General features: G+C 57.2%; 11 protein-coding genes, 1 tRNA gene and 1 pseudogene. 6 read left to right on the forward strand and 7 right to left on the reverse strand.

The features are described from left to right. Positions 1–17: 17 nt before the first annotated feature. The 5 genes from ACN0TS_RS09170 to pdxH all read right to left on the reverse strand — a co-directional run bounded on the left by ACN0TS_RS09170 (position 18) and on the right by pdxH (position 6,630). On the reverse strand, positions 18–3,710 hold the full coding sequence (locus tag ACN0TS_RS09170) for a vitamin B12-dependent ribonucleotide reductase (RefSeq protein ID WP_417259046.1): 3,693 nt from the start codon (positions 3,708–3,710) through the stop codon (positions 18–20). A gap of 828 nt (positions 3,711–4,538) precedes the next feature. Further along, positions 4,539–4,615: transfer RNA gene (locus tag ACN0TS_RS09175), tRNA-Pro, on the reverse strand. Positions 4,616–4,774: 159 nt separating this feature from the next. Beyond that, entirely contained in the window at positions 4,775–5,245 is a 471-nt protein-coding gene (locus tag ACN0TS_RS09180) for a DUF192 domain-containing protein (RefSeq protein WP_417259047.1), read from the reverse strand. A 19-nt stretch (positions 5,246–5,264) separates the two neighbouring features. Further along, complete coding sequence (locus ACN0TS_RS09185) at positions 5,265–5,837, reverse strand: cold-shock protein (protein ID WP_417259048.1); 573 nt, start codon at positions 5,835–5,837, stop codon at positions 5,265–5,267. Between the two features lie 187 nt (positions 5,838–6,024). Further along, complete coding sequence (pdxH, locus tag ACN0TS_RS09190; protein ID WP_417259049.1) at positions 6,025–6,630, reverse strand: pyridoxamine 5'-phosphate oxidase; 606 nt, start codon at positions 6,628–6,630, stop codon at positions 6,025–6,027. Between the two features lie 173 nt (positions 6,631–6,803). Between pdxH and fabI the strand changes: the two genes are divergently transcribed. The 6 genes from fabI (at position 6,804) to trpE (ending at position 13,683) form a co-directional block, all read left to right on the forward strand. Continuing rightward, entirely contained in the window at positions 6,804–7,607 is an 804-nt protein-coding gene (gene fabI, locus ACN0TS_RS09195; protein WP_417259050.1) for an enoyl-ACP reductase FabI, read from the forward strand. An 81-nt stretch (positions 7,608–7,688) separates the two neighbouring features. Next, a complete protein-coding gene (locus ACN0TS_RS09200) occupies positions 7,689–8,303 on the forward strand; it encodes a LysE family translocator (RefSeq protein WP_417259051.1) in 615 nt (204 codons plus the stop codon). 26 nt (positions 8,304–8,329) lie between these two features. Next, entirely contained in the window at positions 8,330–8,836 is a 507-nt protein-coding gene (gpt, locus tag ACN0TS_RS09205) for a xanthine phosphoribosyltransferase (RefSeq protein WP_417259052.1), read from the forward strand. A gap of 158 nt (positions 8,837–8,994) precedes the next feature. Further along, complete coding sequence (locus ACN0TS_RS09210) at positions 8,995–10,203, forward strand: aminotransferase (RefSeq protein WP_417259053.1); 1,209 nt, start codon at positions 8,995–8,997, stop codon at positions 10,201–10,203. Positions 10,204–10,287: 84 nt separating this feature from the next. Next, positions 10,288–12,138 carry a peptidyl-prolyl cis-trans isomerase gene (locus ACN0TS_RS09215; protein WP_417259054.1) on the forward strand — a complete coding sequence of 617 codons (1,851 nt, stop codon included), beginning with the start codon at positions 10,288–10,290 and terminating at the stop codon, positions 12,136–12,138. Between the two features lie 30 nt (positions 12,139–12,168). Beyond that, entirely contained in the window at positions 12,169–13,683 is a 1,515-nt protein-coding gene (gene trpE / locus ACN0TS_RS09220; RefSeq protein ID WP_417259055.1) for an anthranilate synthase component I, read from the forward strand. A 64-nt stretch (positions 13,684–13,747) separates the two neighbouring features. Here trpE and ACN0TS_RS09225 read toward each other — a convergent pair. Next, positions 13,748–14,810, reverse strand: a pseudogene (locus tag ACN0TS_RS09225) (IS30 family transposase). 400 nt (positions 14,811–15,210) lie between these two features. After that, positions 15,211–16,038 carry a glutathione S-transferase family protein gene (locus ACN0TS_RS09230; protein WP_417259056.1) on the reverse strand — a complete coding sequence of 276 codons (828 nt, stop codon included), beginning with the start codon at positions 16,036–16,038 and terminating at the stop codon, positions 15,211–15,213. Positions 16,039–16,045 lie beyond the last annotated feature (7 nt).

The following is a 16,045-nucleotide window of genomic DNA, read 5'->3' on the forward strand; positions in this document are numbered from 1 at the left end:
CTTCTTCGTCCTATCGCTTAGCTACAGCCGGATGTGCCGCCGCAGGTGTTGCACTTCATACAGGTGCCGTTGCGCACCAAGGTGTAGTTGCCGCATTCGCCACAGGGATCACCCTCGTAGCCCTGCATCTTCGCCTTGGTCCGCGCGTCCATCGACACTGTTCCCGACGACACCGCTGTGCCAGTCGATACGGATGTCGTCATCGCGGCACTGACCTCGGGCACCAGGGTCTGAAGCGCGGCTTCGGCGTCAACGGCGTTGCTGAATGCCATTGCCCCTGCCCCGCCTTGCAGCACCATCAATTCCTGCGGCATCCGCTTGCGCAGATAGCCCGTTGAGGAAATCTGCTTGAGCACTTCCAAAGATTTGACAGAAGCCGCCTCAGACGGTGCAGTCACGTTGGATTTGCCCTCTTCCTCACCACGGCCCAGATCGTCGAAGGACGCGCCTTGCGGTTTGACATGGGCGAGATCGGTGCGGTCGAGGTAAGACACGGCCAATTCGCGGAAGATGTAGTCGAGGATCGACGTGGCATTTTTGATGCTGTCGTTGCCTTGAACCATGCCCGCAGGCTCGAACTTGGTGAAGGTGAAGGCATCGACAAACTCTTCGAGCGGCACGCCATACTGAAGACCCACGGAAACGGCGATGGCGAAGTTGTTCATCATCGCGCGGAAGCCCGCGCCCTCTTTGTGCATGTCGATGAAGATTTCACCGAGTGTGCCGTCCTCATACTCACCTGTGCGCAGGTAGACCTTGTGACCGCCAACGTTGGCTTTTTGTGTGTAGCCTTTGCGACGATCAGGCATCTTTTCGCGACCACGTGCGATCTCTTTGACGATGACCTTTTCGATGATCTTCTCGGCAAGCACGGCAGCTTTCTCTTGGGTGGAGCCAGAGGCGAGAATTTCCTCGGCCTCTTCGTCGTCCTCGATCAGCGCGGTGGCCAAAGGCTGCGACAGTTTGGAGCCGTCACGGTAGAGTGCGTTTGCTTTGACACCGAGCGACCACGACAGCTCATAGGCCGCGAGGCAATCTTCGATGGTTGCGTCGTTTGGCATGTTCACGGTCTTGGAGATCGCGCCAGACAAGAAGGACTGCGCCGCAGCCATCATCGTGATGTGGCTTTCAACCGACAGATAACGCTTGCCTTTTTTACCGCAGGCATTGGCACAATCGAAGATCGAGTAATGCTCTTCCTTAAGGTGCGGCGCACCTTCCAATGTCATGGTGCCGCAAACGTGGTCATTGGCCAACTCGATGTCCTTCTTGGAGAACCCAAGCGAGCGCAGCAGGTCAAAGGACGGATCGTTCAGTTTTTCGGCAGGGATGCCGAGCGTGCCAGTGCAGAACTCTTCGCCCAATGTCCACTGATTGAACACGAAACGAATGTCGAAGGCAGAAGGCAGCGCTGCTTCGATCTTGTCGATCTGCGCTTGGCCGAACCCGTGACCGATCAGCGCGGTGTGGTTGATCCCTGGTGCGTTGCCGATGGTACCGTGACCAACCGCGTAGGCCACGATCTCTTCAATCTCGGCGCTCGAATAACCGAGTTTTTCAAGAGCGGCAGGAACCGAACGGTTGATGATTTTGAAGTAGCCGCCACCCGCGAGTTTCTTGAACTTCACAAGCGCGAAGTCTGGCTCGATGCCTGTGGTATCGCAGTCCATCACAAGGCCGATGGTGCCTGTTGGGGCAATCACGGAGACCTGTGCGTTGCGGTAGCCGTTTTTCTCGCCCAGTTCGAGCGCGTCGTCCCAAGCGGTCTTGGCCAGTTCGACCAGTTTCGCATCGGGGCAGTTGGCGTGATCAAGGGCGACGGGTTTGACGTCGAGGTCTTCGTAGCCCGTGGTCTTGCCATAGGCCGCGTTGCGGTGGTTGCGAATGACACGCAGCATGTGGTCGCGGTTTTTCTCGAACTTGTCGAAAGCGCCAAGCTCGCCTGCAATCTCGGCGGAGGTTGCATAGGACACGCCCGTCATGATCGCGGTCAGCGCACCGGCAAGGGCACGGCCCTCGTCACTGTCGTAACCGAAGCCCATGTTCATCAGCAGGCCGCCGATATTGGCGTATCCCAGACCCAAGGTGCGGAAGTCGAACGAGCGCTGTGCAATCTCTTTGGATGGGAACTGCGCCATCATCACGGAGATTTCGAGCGTCAGCGTCCACAGGCGGGTCGCGTGCATGTATTCCTCTGCATCGAACACGCCCCCCTTGAGGAAGGTCAGCAGGTTCATCGACGCGAGGTTACAGGCCGTATCGTCGAGGAACATATACTCGGAACAGGGGTTGGAGCCGCGGATTGCACCGTCTTCGGGGCAAGTGTGCCATGCGTTAACGGTGTCGTGGAACTGGATTCCCGGATCGGCACAAGCCCATGCGGCGTGGCCAACGTCCTGCCACAGGTCGCGGGCACGCACGGTTTTTGCAACGCCACCATCGGTGCGGCGGATCAGCTCCCAATCGGCGTCATCCTTGACGGCTTTAAGGAAGGCATCAGTGACACGCACGGAGTTGTTGGAGTTTTGACCGGAAACAGATGCATAGGCCTCGGAATCCCAATCGGTGTCATAGGTTGGAAACTCAATCGAGGAATAGCCCTGCTTTGCGTAATCCAACACGCGTTTAACGTAGGTCTCGGGGATCGCAACCTGCTTGGCGGATTTGATAGCCTCTTTGAGAGCAGGGTTTTTCTTGGGGTCAAACGCGGCGTCTTCGGCGCCGTCCCATGTGCCGATGGCGTCGAAAATCTCGTTGAGCTGACGTTCGTGCATCTTGGAGCCCGCAACGATGGACGCCACTTTCTGCTCTTCGATCACTTTCCAGTTGATGAATTCCTCAACATCGGGGTGATCCATGTCGCAGATCACCATCTTGGCCGCACGGCGTGTGGTGCCGCCCGACTTGATCGCGCCTGCGGCGCGGTCGCCGATCTTGAGGAAGCCCATCAGGCCAGAGGATTTACCGCCACCCGAGAGCGCTTCATTGGCACCACGCAGGGATGAGAAGTTGGTGCCTGTGCCAGAGCCGTATTTGAACAGACGAGCCTCACGGACCCAAAGATCCATGATGCCGCCATCGCCCACCAGATCGTCTTCGACAGACTGGATGAAACAGGCGTGGGGCTGTGGGTGTTCATAGGCAGAGGTCGAACGGGTCAACTCTTTGGTTTGGTAGTCGACATAGTAGTGACCTTGGCCCGGACCGTCGATGCCGTAGGCCCAGTGCAGACCTGTGTTGAACCACTGTGGCGAGTTCGGTGCGGCCATCTGACGGGCAAGCATAAAGCGCATCTCGTCATAGTAGGCCCGTGCATCCTCTTCGGAGGTGAAGTAGCCCCCCTTCCAACCCCAGTACGCCCATGCGCCTGCGAGACGGTTGAACACCTGCTTGGCGGAGATCTCTCCACCGAAGCGTTGATCTTCGGGCAGTTTGGCGAGTGCCGCTTCGTCAGGGACGGAACGCTGAAGGAAGACGGGGACCCCCTTCTCTTTCACCTTTTTGGTCGCCGCAGGCACGCCTGCTTTGCGGAAATATTTCTGTGCAATGACGTCGGAAGCCACTTGGCTCCATTTCGCGGGGACTTCGCACTCATCGAGCTTAAAGACGACCGTGCCATCGGGATTGCGAATCTCCGAGGTTGTCGTGGTGAACGCAATATCCGCGTATGCGTCTTTGCCTGCTGTGGTGAAATTGCGATCTATTTTCATTTATACTGCCCCGTAGAATTTGTGCGTACATCACTGACCCATGCGCCGTTCTCAGTGGACTGGAACGCTACATCTTGTGTCTGTCACGGGAGGGATAAAGTCCGATACGCAAAATCCTACCTGACGCCAGCGCACTGGCGGGTGATTCCGTACCATCACTATATATGCAGGTCTGCCTATTACGCCGGCGTTACCGTTTGCCCGTCTGCTTTATGGGAATATGGCCTTAAAACCCTACCCTATGCAGATCTGTGCCTTCGATCTTACCGACCTTGACGGCCCCGTGTCCCTCGCCGCGATCAACACTACATGTAGTAGCCAACCACTCGGCCCGCACAATGTGCAGCGTTTTCAGGTCATCGGTCAACGAAATTTTCACGAATTATTAGGCGATTTTCTGTTGACCGATTTTACCCACAGGGGCGCTCGATTCGAGAAGGTTAACAGCGTCAGATTTTACCTTTGTTTTACACCACTTCTGCGGTGCATTTGAAACTATGCACGAAGGCATGTGGATAACCTCAATTTTGCATGTATGGATGTTTCCGTCACACATTTGCACCACCTGGAGCGCAGCGCCCAGATACTAGATATAGTGGTGAAAAACTGTGCGCCACCCTCAAGAACCCCGCATAAGCTCTCTATATAAGGTAGAATTTTCCTATCACACCCGCGGCAATGGCATCGGACGCGACAGTTGTCACATTCTCGAATCAATCACAGTGTAAGAGGGAGATATTTGATGGCGACCTGCCATCACAGCGACACATGGCGGGTGTCCCGCCGTGTCATCTGGTTCATCGCGTTTCGTGCGAGATCTTTGAAAAGTGGTCGGGGCGAGAAGATTCGAACTTCCGACCCCCTGTACCCAAAACAGGTGCGCTACCAGGCTGCGCCACGCCCCGACCGTGTGCGTTTCCTATATCCTGTCCGCGGCAAAGAAAAGACCCTTTATGCAGTTTTTTTGCTTCTTCTTGCACAAGAGTAAATCACAACCCGCTCAACACCGAATGTCCCGGCGTTTTGCAGGGTAAATTGAACAAAAAGAAAAGGTAATCCCTGCCTTAGGGCGCACAAGGAGCCGCAGCATCCGCGCCGAAAGCGGGATGCATTATCGTATCGCCCACTTTGAGTCCCAACGACTCGGACAACCCGCCATTGATCTCAAGCACGGCAAAGACCTGATCACCACCCTCAATCGCCGTGGTATCCAATGGCACAGCGTTTTCATGGATGTGCGTGACAACGCCACGCTCATCGACAAACAGCATATCCAAGGGAATCAGAGTGTTTTTCATCCAGAACGCCACAGGACGCGGGTTCTCGTAGACAAAGAGCATTCCAGACAGGCGCGGCATCGTTTCGCGATGCATCAATCCTTGAGCGCGTTCGGCAACATCATCGGCAATCTCGACCGCAAATCCCACGGTGCCAAAGTCACCAGAGACCACCGCGCGATCAAGCGCACAGGACTGCGCCCACGCGTCGGAGGCACTCCCTCCGACCGCGCAGATCGCAATCAGTGCAAAAAGCAACGGCCTAACCCGAAAGGGATTAGTCGAGATCCGCCCCGTTGCAGTCGTCTGTCTGTTCGATTGTTTGCACATTGTTTTTCAGCGCCACATCCCATGCCGTGACCTGTGCCGCCATCCGACCGCGACGGCCCTCGATGACACGTAGTCCCACAGCTTCGCCAGGCATCAAATCAGCCAGACCAGAACGACGCAAGACCTCGACGTGCACAAAGACATCTTCGGGACGGCCAAACACATTGGCAAATCCGAATCCTTTGGTCTTGTCGAACCATTTCACCCGCGCTGGTTCCAACGGAAGATTTTCCGTTTCGCCATCAATGGGTTCCAAATCTTCAAGAATGAGCCCCTCACCTTGTTCAGGTGGAGAAATTTCATGCACTTCGACAGCTTGTACGCCGCGTTCTGTTTTTTGTATCGAAAGTGTTATCTTCGCCAAGTCTGCTACAGAACTCTGTCCGAAATTGCGCAACACATTGGCATGGAGCAGAATATCAGATCCGCCCTCATCGGAAACGACAAAGCCGAATCCTCGCACCGGATCGAACCATTTCACGTGGCCCGATACGATGTTCAAACCATCATCATCAGTCATATATGTACGTAGGAGCGCGGACGCTCCCTCCATTTTTATGGGCACCCACTACAAGTGCCCGCTCATCCCACCCGTACAGTTGGGGCAGAATGGCGGAGGATGCAAGGCATCAATACCTGTCTTTTAGACCAAGTTGCGGCATCCCCCGACGTAAATTTAGGTATATTCCCTAAGGGAAATACCAATTTCAGGGATTGAGACGCTGAATGACCCAAGGGGCATCAATTTCCGCGCGCCGCCATTGGAAACGGTCATGCAGCCGAAACTCGCCCGCTGCCCAAAATTCAATCTCAAGTGGTACAATTCTGTACCCGCCCCAAAAATCAGGCCTTTTCGGGTTCAACCCGTGTTTTAGCCCCTCTTTGGCCGCAGCTTCCATCAACGCGGCCTTGGACGCCAAGGGGCGCGATTGCTTGGACGCCCATGCGCCGATACGGCTGCCAAGAGCGCGCGACGCGTAATAGGCATCCGATGCAGCTGAGCTTTCGCGCACAACGGGTCCGCGCACACGCACTTGCCGTTGCAGGCTCTTCCAATGCAGCACAAACGCCGCTTTTCCGCTTGCTTCGATCTCTACGCCCTTTTGGCTCTCGTAATTGGTAAAGAACACAAAAGCGTCATCAGCGATCTCTTTGAGCAGGACCATCCGCACATTGGGCAGTCCGCTCGGGTCAACCGTGGAAAGGGCAATGGCGTTGGGATCGTTGATCTCTGTGCCTTCGGCCTCCGCCAACCATGCACGTGCAATCTCGAACGGATTGTCCCCTGCAAAAATCCCTTTACGCGTTTCCATCGCCCTGCCCTCCGTGGCTGTACCTATTCGCAAATAGTCCTTTGCCCCCGGCACGGCAAGTCACACCATTTCATGCGGGCAAAGTGAGCGCAGCTGTGGCCAAAACCTTGCGAGAGCCGCCCAAACCGCATAAAGCCTGATGCAACAGGTATAAAATGGGTAAAGGACCGACCATGACAAAACTTATGGAAGGCAAACGCGGCCTCATTATGGGGCTCGCTAACGACAAATCCATCGCATGGGGCATTGCCAAGGCTCTGGCCGAACATGGCGCAGAGCTGTGCTTTTCCTACCAAGGCGAGCAGTTGAAAAAGCGCGTTATCCCACTCGCCGCACAACTCGGGTCCGATTTCGTCGTGCCCTGCGATGTGACAGATGGCGCCTCTGTCGATGCGCTCTTTGCTGATATCGAAGCCAAATGGGGCAAGATCGACTTTATCGTTCACGCCATTGGCTTTAGCGACAAAGCGGAACTGCGTGGCCGCTATGTCGATACCACCCGCGACAACTTCAACATGACGATGGACATCTCGGTGTATTCCTTCACCGCCGTGGCGCAACGTGCGGCCAAGCTGATGGTGGACGGTGGCTCCATGCTCACCATGACCTACTACGGCGCCGAACGCATTATGCCACATTATAATGTCATGGGCGTCGCCAAAGCCGCTTTGGAATGTTCCGTGCGCTACCTCGCCGAAGACCTCGGCAAGGACGGTATTCGCGTCAACTCCATCTCGGCAGGTCCAATCAAAACCCTCGCCGCCTCCGGCATTGGCGATTTCCGCTACATTATGAAATGGAACGAATACAACTCGCCGCTGCGCCGCAATGTGACCATCGACGACGTGGGCGGCTCCGCGCTGTATTTGCTTTCGGATCTCTCCGCAGGTGTGACGGGCGAAACCCACCACGTTGATGCGGGCTACCACGTGGTCGGCATGAAAGCCGTTGACGCGCCCGACATCACAAAGGGCTAAAGCCCGCCCCCACGTATAACCATCCCCCGAGGGCCCGTTTTACGGCGTGGCCCTCGGATGTCTTCCTAGACAGGCCGCACCATGACCCTAACCATCTTCTTGTCGATCCTTGCGCTGCATTTCGTCGCCGCCATGTCGCCAGGTCCGTCGTTTGTCGTCTCCGTGCGCACCGCCGCCTCCGAAGGATTTCGCCCCGCGAGTGGGCTTGCGGTGGCCTTTGGCCTTGGCGCGGTGATCTGGGCAATGGCCGCGATGTTCGGACTGGCTTTGGTCTTTGAAGTCGTACCCCGCGCCTATTTGGCGTTCAAAGTGGCAGGCGGGCTGTTTTTGGCTTGGATCGGTTACAAGACCATCCGCCACGCCCGCGACCCGCTGCCAGATGCAACACTAATGGCCACACCGCGCTCATTGGGCAATGCCATGCGTCTTGGGCTGTTCACACAGCTTGCCAATCCCAAGCCCGCAATCTTCTTTGGAGCGGTCTTTGCGGGGCTGATTCCACAAGGCACATCGGTGTCCGTCCTTGCCGCTTTGCTATTTTTCGTCTTTTTTAACGAAACCATGTGGTATCTGTTTGTGGCGGTCGTTTTTTCACGCAAACGCGCGCGCGACACCTACGCACGCGCCAAACTCTGGACCGATCGCCTCTTGGGTGGCATGATTGCCGCCTTCGGACTAAAAATCGCCACGACTTAACGCATCATCGCTAGAAAGAGCCAAACATGACCGAACCGCTTTTGCCGCACGAAAAAGGCTTCCACGTTTCTTGGGACCAAATCCACCGTGACAGCCGTGCTTTGGCGTGGCGAATGGACGGCAAAGGCCCCGATGACGGCGCATGGCGCGCGATTGTTGCGATCACCCGTGGCGGCATGGCTCCCGCGATGATCATCGCCCGCGAGTTGGACGTGCGCACCGTCGACACGATTTCGGTCAAATCCTACGACCATCAGGATCGCTCAGAAGCTCAAGTGCTTAAATCACCTGACGCCGATATGATGGGCGATGGCACGGGCATTCTCATCATCGACGATCTGGTCGATAGCGGCAAAACGCTCGAACTGTGCCGCAAAATGTACCCCAAAGCCCATTTCGCCACCGTCTACGCCAAACCCCAAGGCCGCCCACAGGTCGACACCTACGTGACCGAAGTCAGCCAAGACACATGGATCTTTTTCCCTTGGGACATGGCGCTGCAATATGTGCAGCCATACCGTGGCAAGGATTAAAGCGCGCTCACTGTTCCAACCCATTCCAAACGCCTTCGCCTCGTGCGAGGGCGTTTTGTTTTGCCACTTTGGCCTTCGATTACGGTCGCGCCCATTGCCAGCCCATCACCCGCTACCTAAGTATAAAACAAACACAAATTGACGCTTAGGAGCCCCAAATGGTCGCAACCTCGCCCCTGCCCCTCGCCCTTCCGATGGCCCGCACCTCCCGCTCTCCGATTGTTGAGGCGCAGTCTTGGGTCGCGGGCAAAACCTTTGCGTCCGACCGCCCACTTCTAAACGTCTCCCAAGCCGCGCCTATGGCGCCGCCACCGCTTGCCCTGCGCAAGGAGATCGCGCGGATCGCGGTAGAGGAGGACAGTGCGCACCTCTACGGCGCAGTCCTAGGCCAACACGACTTACGCGCCGAAGTCGCAAAAAGCGTCAACGCCACCTATCACACATCGGCCACCGCCCCCGTAACCGCCGAGGACATCGCCATCACATCGGGCGCAAACGAGGCCTTTACCGCCGTGATGTCCACCTTGGCCGCTCATGGCGACGAGATGATCCTGCCCACACCGTGGTATTTCAACCATAAAATGTGGTGCGATATGGCGGGCGTCACCGCTGTACCGCTGCCCACGGGCGAGGACATGCTGCCCGATCTGGAACGCGCGGCAAGCCTCATCACCCCGCGCACCCGCGCCATCGTTTTGGTCACACCCAACAACCCCGCAGGCGTCGAATACCCGTCAGACTTGCTCACAAAGTTCTACGCCTTGGCCCGCGCCCACGGCATCGCGCTTGTTGTCGATGAGACCTACCGCGATTTTGACGCCCGTGACGGAGCGCCACACATCCTGCTGCGCCAACCTGATTGGCGCGACACGCTTGTGCAAATCTATTCCTTTTCAAAGGCCTACCGCCTAACGGGCCACCGCGTCGGGGCGCTCACGGCCTCACCTGCACGGCTCGTAGAGGTAGAGAAATATCTCGACACCGTCACCATTTGCCCCAACCAATTGGGCCAACGCGCCGCTCTTTGGGGGATGCAGAATTTGGGCGACTGGCTCGCCGAGGAACGTCGCGAAATCCTGAAACGCCGCAGCGCCCTTGAAAACGGCTTTGCGCCACTGGCCGCAAAGGGTTGGACACTCTTGGGCACGGGCGGCTTCTTCGCCTATGTCGCCCACCCGTTCGACATGCCCTCCTCCCAGCTTGCCCCGTGGCTCGTCGATCATGCGGGGGTGCTTCTCTTGCCCGCGACATTCTTTACCCCGCAGGGCGATCCGCGTGGCGCGCGTCAACTGCGCATTGCCTTTGCCAATCTCGATTGCGACGGGATCACGGACCTTTTAGACCGTTTGGCCAATATTGCTCCATGATCACTGCAATAACGCGCCAATCCGCCTTGCGGGCGCGGCGCGAACCGCCTAGACATTTTGCCACAGTTAAGGAGAGACAAAGACATGGCGAGCGGTAAAGGCAGCGGCGGAAAAATGGTTGCACTGGGCATTGTGGGCCTATTGGTGCTCGGCCTCGGCGGCTTCGGGGCCACCAACTTTGGCGGCACGGTCCGCAGTGTCGGTGCCGTGGGCGACCAAGAGGTCGATATCAATCTCTACGCGCGCGCCTTGCAAAACGAGTTGAGCGCCCTTGAGCAACAGACGGGTCAGCAGATCACCGTCGCCCAAGCCCAACAACTCGGCGTCACCAACCAAGTGCTCGACGGTCTTCTCACCCGCGCCGCCCTCGACGGAGAACTGGCTCGCCTTGGCGTTTCGGTTGGCGACGAAGAAGTGCGCCGCACCTTGATGTCCATTCCCTCGTTCCAAGGTCTGGACGGGAAATTCGACCCTGACACTTATAAATTCGCCATCGAGCGCCTCGGTCAGACCCCCAGCGAGTTTGAAGAATCCCTGCGCACCGATACCGCACGGGCTTTGTTGCAAGGAGCTTTGGCCACAGGCGTGGTCATGCCCGACGCCTATGCAAAGGTCATCGTCGACTGGCTCGGCGAGCGCCGCACGGTGAGCGTTGCAAGCCTGACCGCCGCCGATCTCGACACCGAGATTGCCGCGCCAACAGAAGACCAGATCAAGAGCCAGTACGAGGCCACCCCTGCGGCCTATACCGCGCCTGAATCGCGCGATGTCACCTACGCATGGCTCACGCCCGCAATGTTGGCCGAAACAGCCGAATTGGACGAGGCAAGCCTGCGCCAGATTTACGACGACAATATCTCTGCCTACATGCAGCCCGAACGCCGCCTTGTCGAACGCCTTGTCTACGGGACAGAGGACGAGGCCCAAGCGGCCGCCGACCGCATTGCAGCGGGTGAAAGCACATTCGAGGACGAAGTGACCGCTCGCGGTCTGGAGCTGACCGATATTGATCTGGGCGATGTCTCCGCAAGTGACATTGGTGCCGCCGCTGAGGTGGTCTTTGCCGCCGACGACCTCGGTGTTGTTGGCCCCGTCATGTCCGACCTCGGCCCTGCGCTGTTCCGCGTCAACGGTGTGCTTGATGCGACAGAAACAACCTTTGAAGAGGCCCGCGACGATCTGGCGAAAGAAATGGCCACCGACGCCGCCCGCCGCGAGATTGGCGACCTCGTTGAAAGCCTCGACGACCTTTTGGCCTCTGGCGCCACGCTCGAAGAACTCGCAGACGAGACCGCAATGGAACTGGGACAGATCGACTGGACCACAGCGTCCGAGGATGGCATCGCCTCCTTCTCGGCCTTTGTCACAGCGGTGCAAGAGGCCCAAGTCGGCGATTTCCCCGAGATCATCGAACTGTCCGATGGCGGCATCTTTGCCATGCGCCTGAACGCGATCAACCCTGCCGCTTTGCGTCCTCTTGACGAGGTCCGTGACCAAGTGATCGCCGACTGGACAACCGCAGAGACCGCCCGCCTGCTCAAAGCCCGTGCGGATAAAATCCAGACCGAAGTCGCCTCTGGCACCGCGATGGATGCGCTTGGCCTGCCCGTCGAGACCTTTACCGACATCACCCGCCGCGACTTTATCGCGACAATGCCACAAGGGTTCATTGACGCTGTTTTCGCTCCTGGCTTGGCGCAGGGTGCGACGGCCGTGATTACAGGCACCGACCGCGTGGTGATCGCCAAGATCGACACGGTTCAACCGCCCGAAGCCAATACCGAAATGGACGAGATTGCTGCAAACTACGCCGAGCAAGCCGCACAAGGAGCCGCCCAAGACGTCATAGCGGCATTTGCGAGTGCGATGCGTCTGCGTGATGGTGTTACGGTCAACCAAACGGCAATCAACGCCGTGCATGCTCAAATGCCATAAGGCGCTGAAACGTCACAGAAAGTCGAACAGATGGCCACGCTGATCCCGTCCTTTCCCGATTTCGAGGCCGCGTATAACGCGGGCCAGAACCAAGTCGTCTACGCCAAAGTGGCCGCTGATCTCGACACGCCCGTGTCGATCATGCTCAAACTTGCAGGCGCGCGCACCGACAGTTTCATTCTTGAATCCGTGACGGGGGGCGAGGTTCGAGGACGCTATTCCATCATCGGAATGAAGCCGGATCTGGTGTGGAAATGTGAGGGCACAAAAGCCTCGATCAACCGCAATGCACGCTTTGATGCGGACGGGTTCACCCCTCAAGAGGCCGACCCGCTCACCGCGATCCGCGCCCTGATTGACGAGAGCAAGATCGAGCTGCCCGCCGAACTGCCCGCCTCCGCCGCGGGGCTGTTTGGCTATCTCGGCTATGACATGATCCGCCTTGTCGAACACCTGCCAGACGTGAACCCCGACCCCATCGGCCTGCCCGATGCGGTGTTGATGCGCCCGTCTGTTGTGGCCGTTCTGGATGGCGTCAAAGGCGAGGTGATCATCGTAGCGCCCGCATGGGCCGGCTCGGGCCAATCCGCAAAAGCCGCCTATGCGCAGGCCGCCGAACGCGTGATGGACGCGTTGCGCGACCTTGAACGCGCGCCTGTCGAGGCATCGCTCGACCTCGGACAAGAGTGGACAGCGCCGACGCCAGTGTCGAATTTCAGCCACGAAGGATACCTTCAAGCCGTTGAAAAGGCAAAAGACTACATCAAAGCAGGCGACATTTTCCAAGTGGTGCCCGCGCAGCGATGGACACAGGAGTTTCCCCTGCCACCCTTCGCTCTGTACCGCTCACTGCGCCGCACCAACCCGTCGCCGTTCATGTTCTTTTTCAACTTCGGCGGCTATCAGATCATCGGGGCCTCGCCCGAAATTCTCGTGCGCGTCTTTGAGGGCGAAGTGACCATTCGCCCGATCGCAGGCACCCGCAAACGTGGCGCGACCCCCGCCGAGGATAAGGCCCTCGAAGAGGATCTTCTGTCGGATCAAAAGGAACTGGCCGAACATCTCATGCTGCTCGATCTGGGCCGCAACGATACGGGCAAAGTCTCCAAAATCGGCACCGTGCGCCCGACCGAAGAATTTATCATCGAACGCTATTCCCACGTCATGCACATCGTCTCCAACGTTGTGGGCGAACTGTCCGACGACGAGGACGCGCTGTCAGCCCTGCTCGCGGGTCTACCCGCAGGCACAGTGTCAGGTGCGCCCAAAGTCCGCGCGATGGAGATCATCGACGAGTTGGAGCCCGAGAAACGCGGTGTTTATGGTGGCGGTGTTGGCTACTTCTCCGCCAATGGCGACATGGACATGTGCATCGCCCTGCGCACGGGTGTGGTGAAGAACGAAAAGCTCTACATCCAAGCAGGCGGCGGCGTGGTTTACGACAGCGATCCGCAACTTGAGTTTGAGGAAACCATCAACAAATCCAACGCCCTACGCATGGCCGCCGCGGATGCGGGACGGTTCACCAAGTCGGGCAATAGTTGAGCGCAATCTGGTTGCGGGCCTTCATTATTTGCGGACGAGCCAATGTCCGCTATGCGGTGTGGTTTCAACTGATCGCCGCAACACAGGCTTCAAATTTCTCTGCTGGGGTTTGGTATTGCAAGGTCTTTCGGGGGCGCTCGTTGAGTTGGCGCGCGACAGCGCTGAGTTTGGCTTGACTAAAACCAGATATATCAGTGCCTTTCGGGAAGTATTGGCGAAGCAATCGATTGGTGTTTTCATTGCTTCCTCTTTGCCAAGGTGACTGTGGGTCACAAAAATAGACGTCGATCTTTGTCGCCACCGTAAACTTCGTATGGCCAGCCATCTCAGATCCACGGTCCCAAGTCAGCGATTTGTACAGCTCTTTAGGCAGCTTGCGAGCTTGCTTGATCAGGGCGGAGATAACGCTTTGGGTGTCCTTGTTTTCGACCTTTGCCAACATCACAAATCGTGAATGTCGTTCGACCAGCGTGGCTATATAGCTGTTGTTAGATCCCACGATGAGGTCGCCCTCCCAGTGCCCTGGCACGGCCCGACCCTCGACCTCCGGAGGGCGTTCACTGATCGGGATCGCACCTTTGATCTTGCGCAACTTGACCCCTTTCTGGGTCGCATGGCGGGACCGTCTGATTGCGCGTGAACTGCGCAGACACTCCTGTAATTCCTTCTTCAAAACCCCACGGGTCTGCACATAAAGGCTGCGATAGATCGTCTCGTGGGACACGCGAAGATGCTCCTCCTCGGGATGTTTCCGCTTGAGCCAACCCGCTATCTGCTGCGGCGACCATTTCTGCGAACCTCACGGCTGATCGTCGAAGGCGAACGGTTCAGTGCCTTGGCGATTGATCTGAACGACTTCTGCGCGACCAACCCGCGAGATATCTCCTCACGGTCCATCAGGCTTAAAGCAAAACGTGACCTCTTGCGGGCAGCGGGTCGGATCCCGCCAAACTGAGCCAAATGCGGGAAAATCGAAGACGAAGCGCAATCGAAATGCCGCCCAATCGAACTCATCGACTCTCCGCGCTGTCATCCAATGCCGGCAGGCGATGCTCGCATCGCCGAGAGGAATCCCACATCTCGGACTTCTGTTTGTCTGTGTAAAACGTCCGCGTACGATACTTCATCTCTCTCACTCCATCTTTCCAAAAAGATTAAAGTGTTGCGCTCACCCATTGAAACCACCGGGACGAAGCCGCCATTTGCAGACGCGGCTATTGCTGACGCATCATTTTTTCGCATTTGCAGCGCCACGCATTTTGGATATCACCAGAGTGGACATTGAGAGCGCCGAGATTGGGTATTCCAAACCACCCTTTCGCCGCGCGCGGTTCCAACAATCAGGTCGCGGGACAAAGCTGCTCTCCCGACAAGACCAACCAAGGTCGGCTTTGGACGCAAAACCCAAAGCAATAACAAGAAACCCCGGTTCAAAGGCTTTTGGAAGGGCCGGAGTGCGAGATGCTTAGTGAGTAAATAACCAGCGCTCCGATGAAACCGACGCATGAGGACCCTTCGCGTCTGACGCTAATTGCGGGATACAATGTCCAAGATCTTCGCGACCTCTGGCCAACTCTTCGCGCCGTTTTCGCGCAGGTCGCTGGTGAGATCTTCGGGCACCCAATCGAGCAGACATGTTTTGAAGTTGGGCAAAGCCGAGACGCGTGAAAACCACTTTTCGAGGTTTGGCATGCGCCCGTTTGTCCACATTCCACTCAAGGACAGCATAGCGCATCTGTTGACGTAAGGCGCCATCGCAATGTCCGCGATCGAGAACTCATTTCCGACCAACCAATCGTTGCCAGTTTCGAGCGCCTTTTCCATCTTCCACAAGTAGCTATCGTAGAGCTTGATTTTGTCGACAGCTTCAGGTGCCTCAAAACCATAGCGGGTAAAGATGTCTTTCTTGGCCTTCCAATCCGATGTTACCGAGATGGGCGGCGTCGACGCCAAGAAGTTCTTCATCCCCTCTTCGCCCAAGTTCTTGAGAACTGTGTGCCGATGTGAGCAGACAAAGGTCAGCGCAGCACACGCGGGGTGAAGGTCCTCATCGACGGCCTTTGTCCAATACCGCGCCTGCGCATACTCCCACGGATCAGAGGGATGCATCGGGTTAAGGTCCGGCAAAATCTTGTCGAGATACTCGCAGATCACGGTTGAATCCACGATGACCGTGCCGTCGTGAACCAAGGTTGGGACAACAGCCTTGGGGTTCAGCTTCACATACTCTGGGTCGAACTGGTCCCCCTTGAGAATGTCGATATAGACGCCCTCCCACTCCAGCCCCTTTTGCGCCATTGCAAAGCGTACTTTGGCCGCACAGACAGAGGACCCATGGTGATACAATGTGAACATTTATTTT

Source organism: Celeribacter sp. (genome assembly GCF_048266405.1).
Taxonomy (GTDB): domain Bacteria; phylum Pseudomonadota; class Alphaproteobacteria; order Rhodobacterales; family Rhodobacteraceae; genus Celeribacter.

Excerpts from the sequence above, each read along its gene's own strand:
- pdxH (WP_417259049.1), bottom strand. The coding sequence starts at position 6,630 with ATGGAAACGCGTAAAGGGATTTTTGCAGGGGACAATCCGTTCGAGATT.
- ACN0TS_RS09170 (WP_417259046.1), bottom strand. The coding sequence starts at position 3,710 with ATGAAAATAGATCGCAATTTCACCACAGCAGGCAAAGACGCATACGCG.
- ACN0TS_RS09215 (WP_417259054.1), top strand. The coding sequence starts at position 10,288 with ATGGCGAGCGGTAAAGGCAGCGGCGGAAAAATGGTTGCACTGGGCATT.
- ACN0TS_RS09210 (WP_417259053.1), top strand. The coding sequence starts at position 8,995 with ATGGTCGCAACCTCGCCCCTGCCCCTCGCCCTTCCGATGGCCCGCACC.
- gpt (WP_417259052.1), top strand. The coding sequence starts at position 8,330 with ATGACCGAACCGCTTTTGCCGCACGAAAAAGGCTTCCACGTTTCTTGG.
- fabI (WP_417259050.1), top strand. The coding sequence starts at position 6,804 with ATGACAAAACTTATGGAAGGCAAACGCGGCCTCATTATGGGGCTCGCT.
- ACN0TS_RS09230 (WP_417259056.1), bottom strand. The coding sequence starts at position 16,038 with ATGTTCACATTGTATCACCATGGGTCCTCTGTCTGTGCGGCCAAAGTA.
- ACN0TS_RS09185 (WP_417259048.1), bottom strand. The coding sequence starts at position 5,837 with ATGACTGATGATGATGGTTTGAACATCGTATCGGGCCACGTGAAATGG.
- ACN0TS_RS09200 (WP_417259051.1), top strand. The coding sequence starts at position 7,689 with ATGACCCTAACCATCTTCTTGTCGATCCTTGCGCTGCATTTCGTCGCC.
- trpE (WP_417259055.1), top strand. The coding sequence starts at position 12,169 with ATGGCCACGCTGATCCCGTCCTTTCCCGATTTCGAGGCCGCGTATAAC.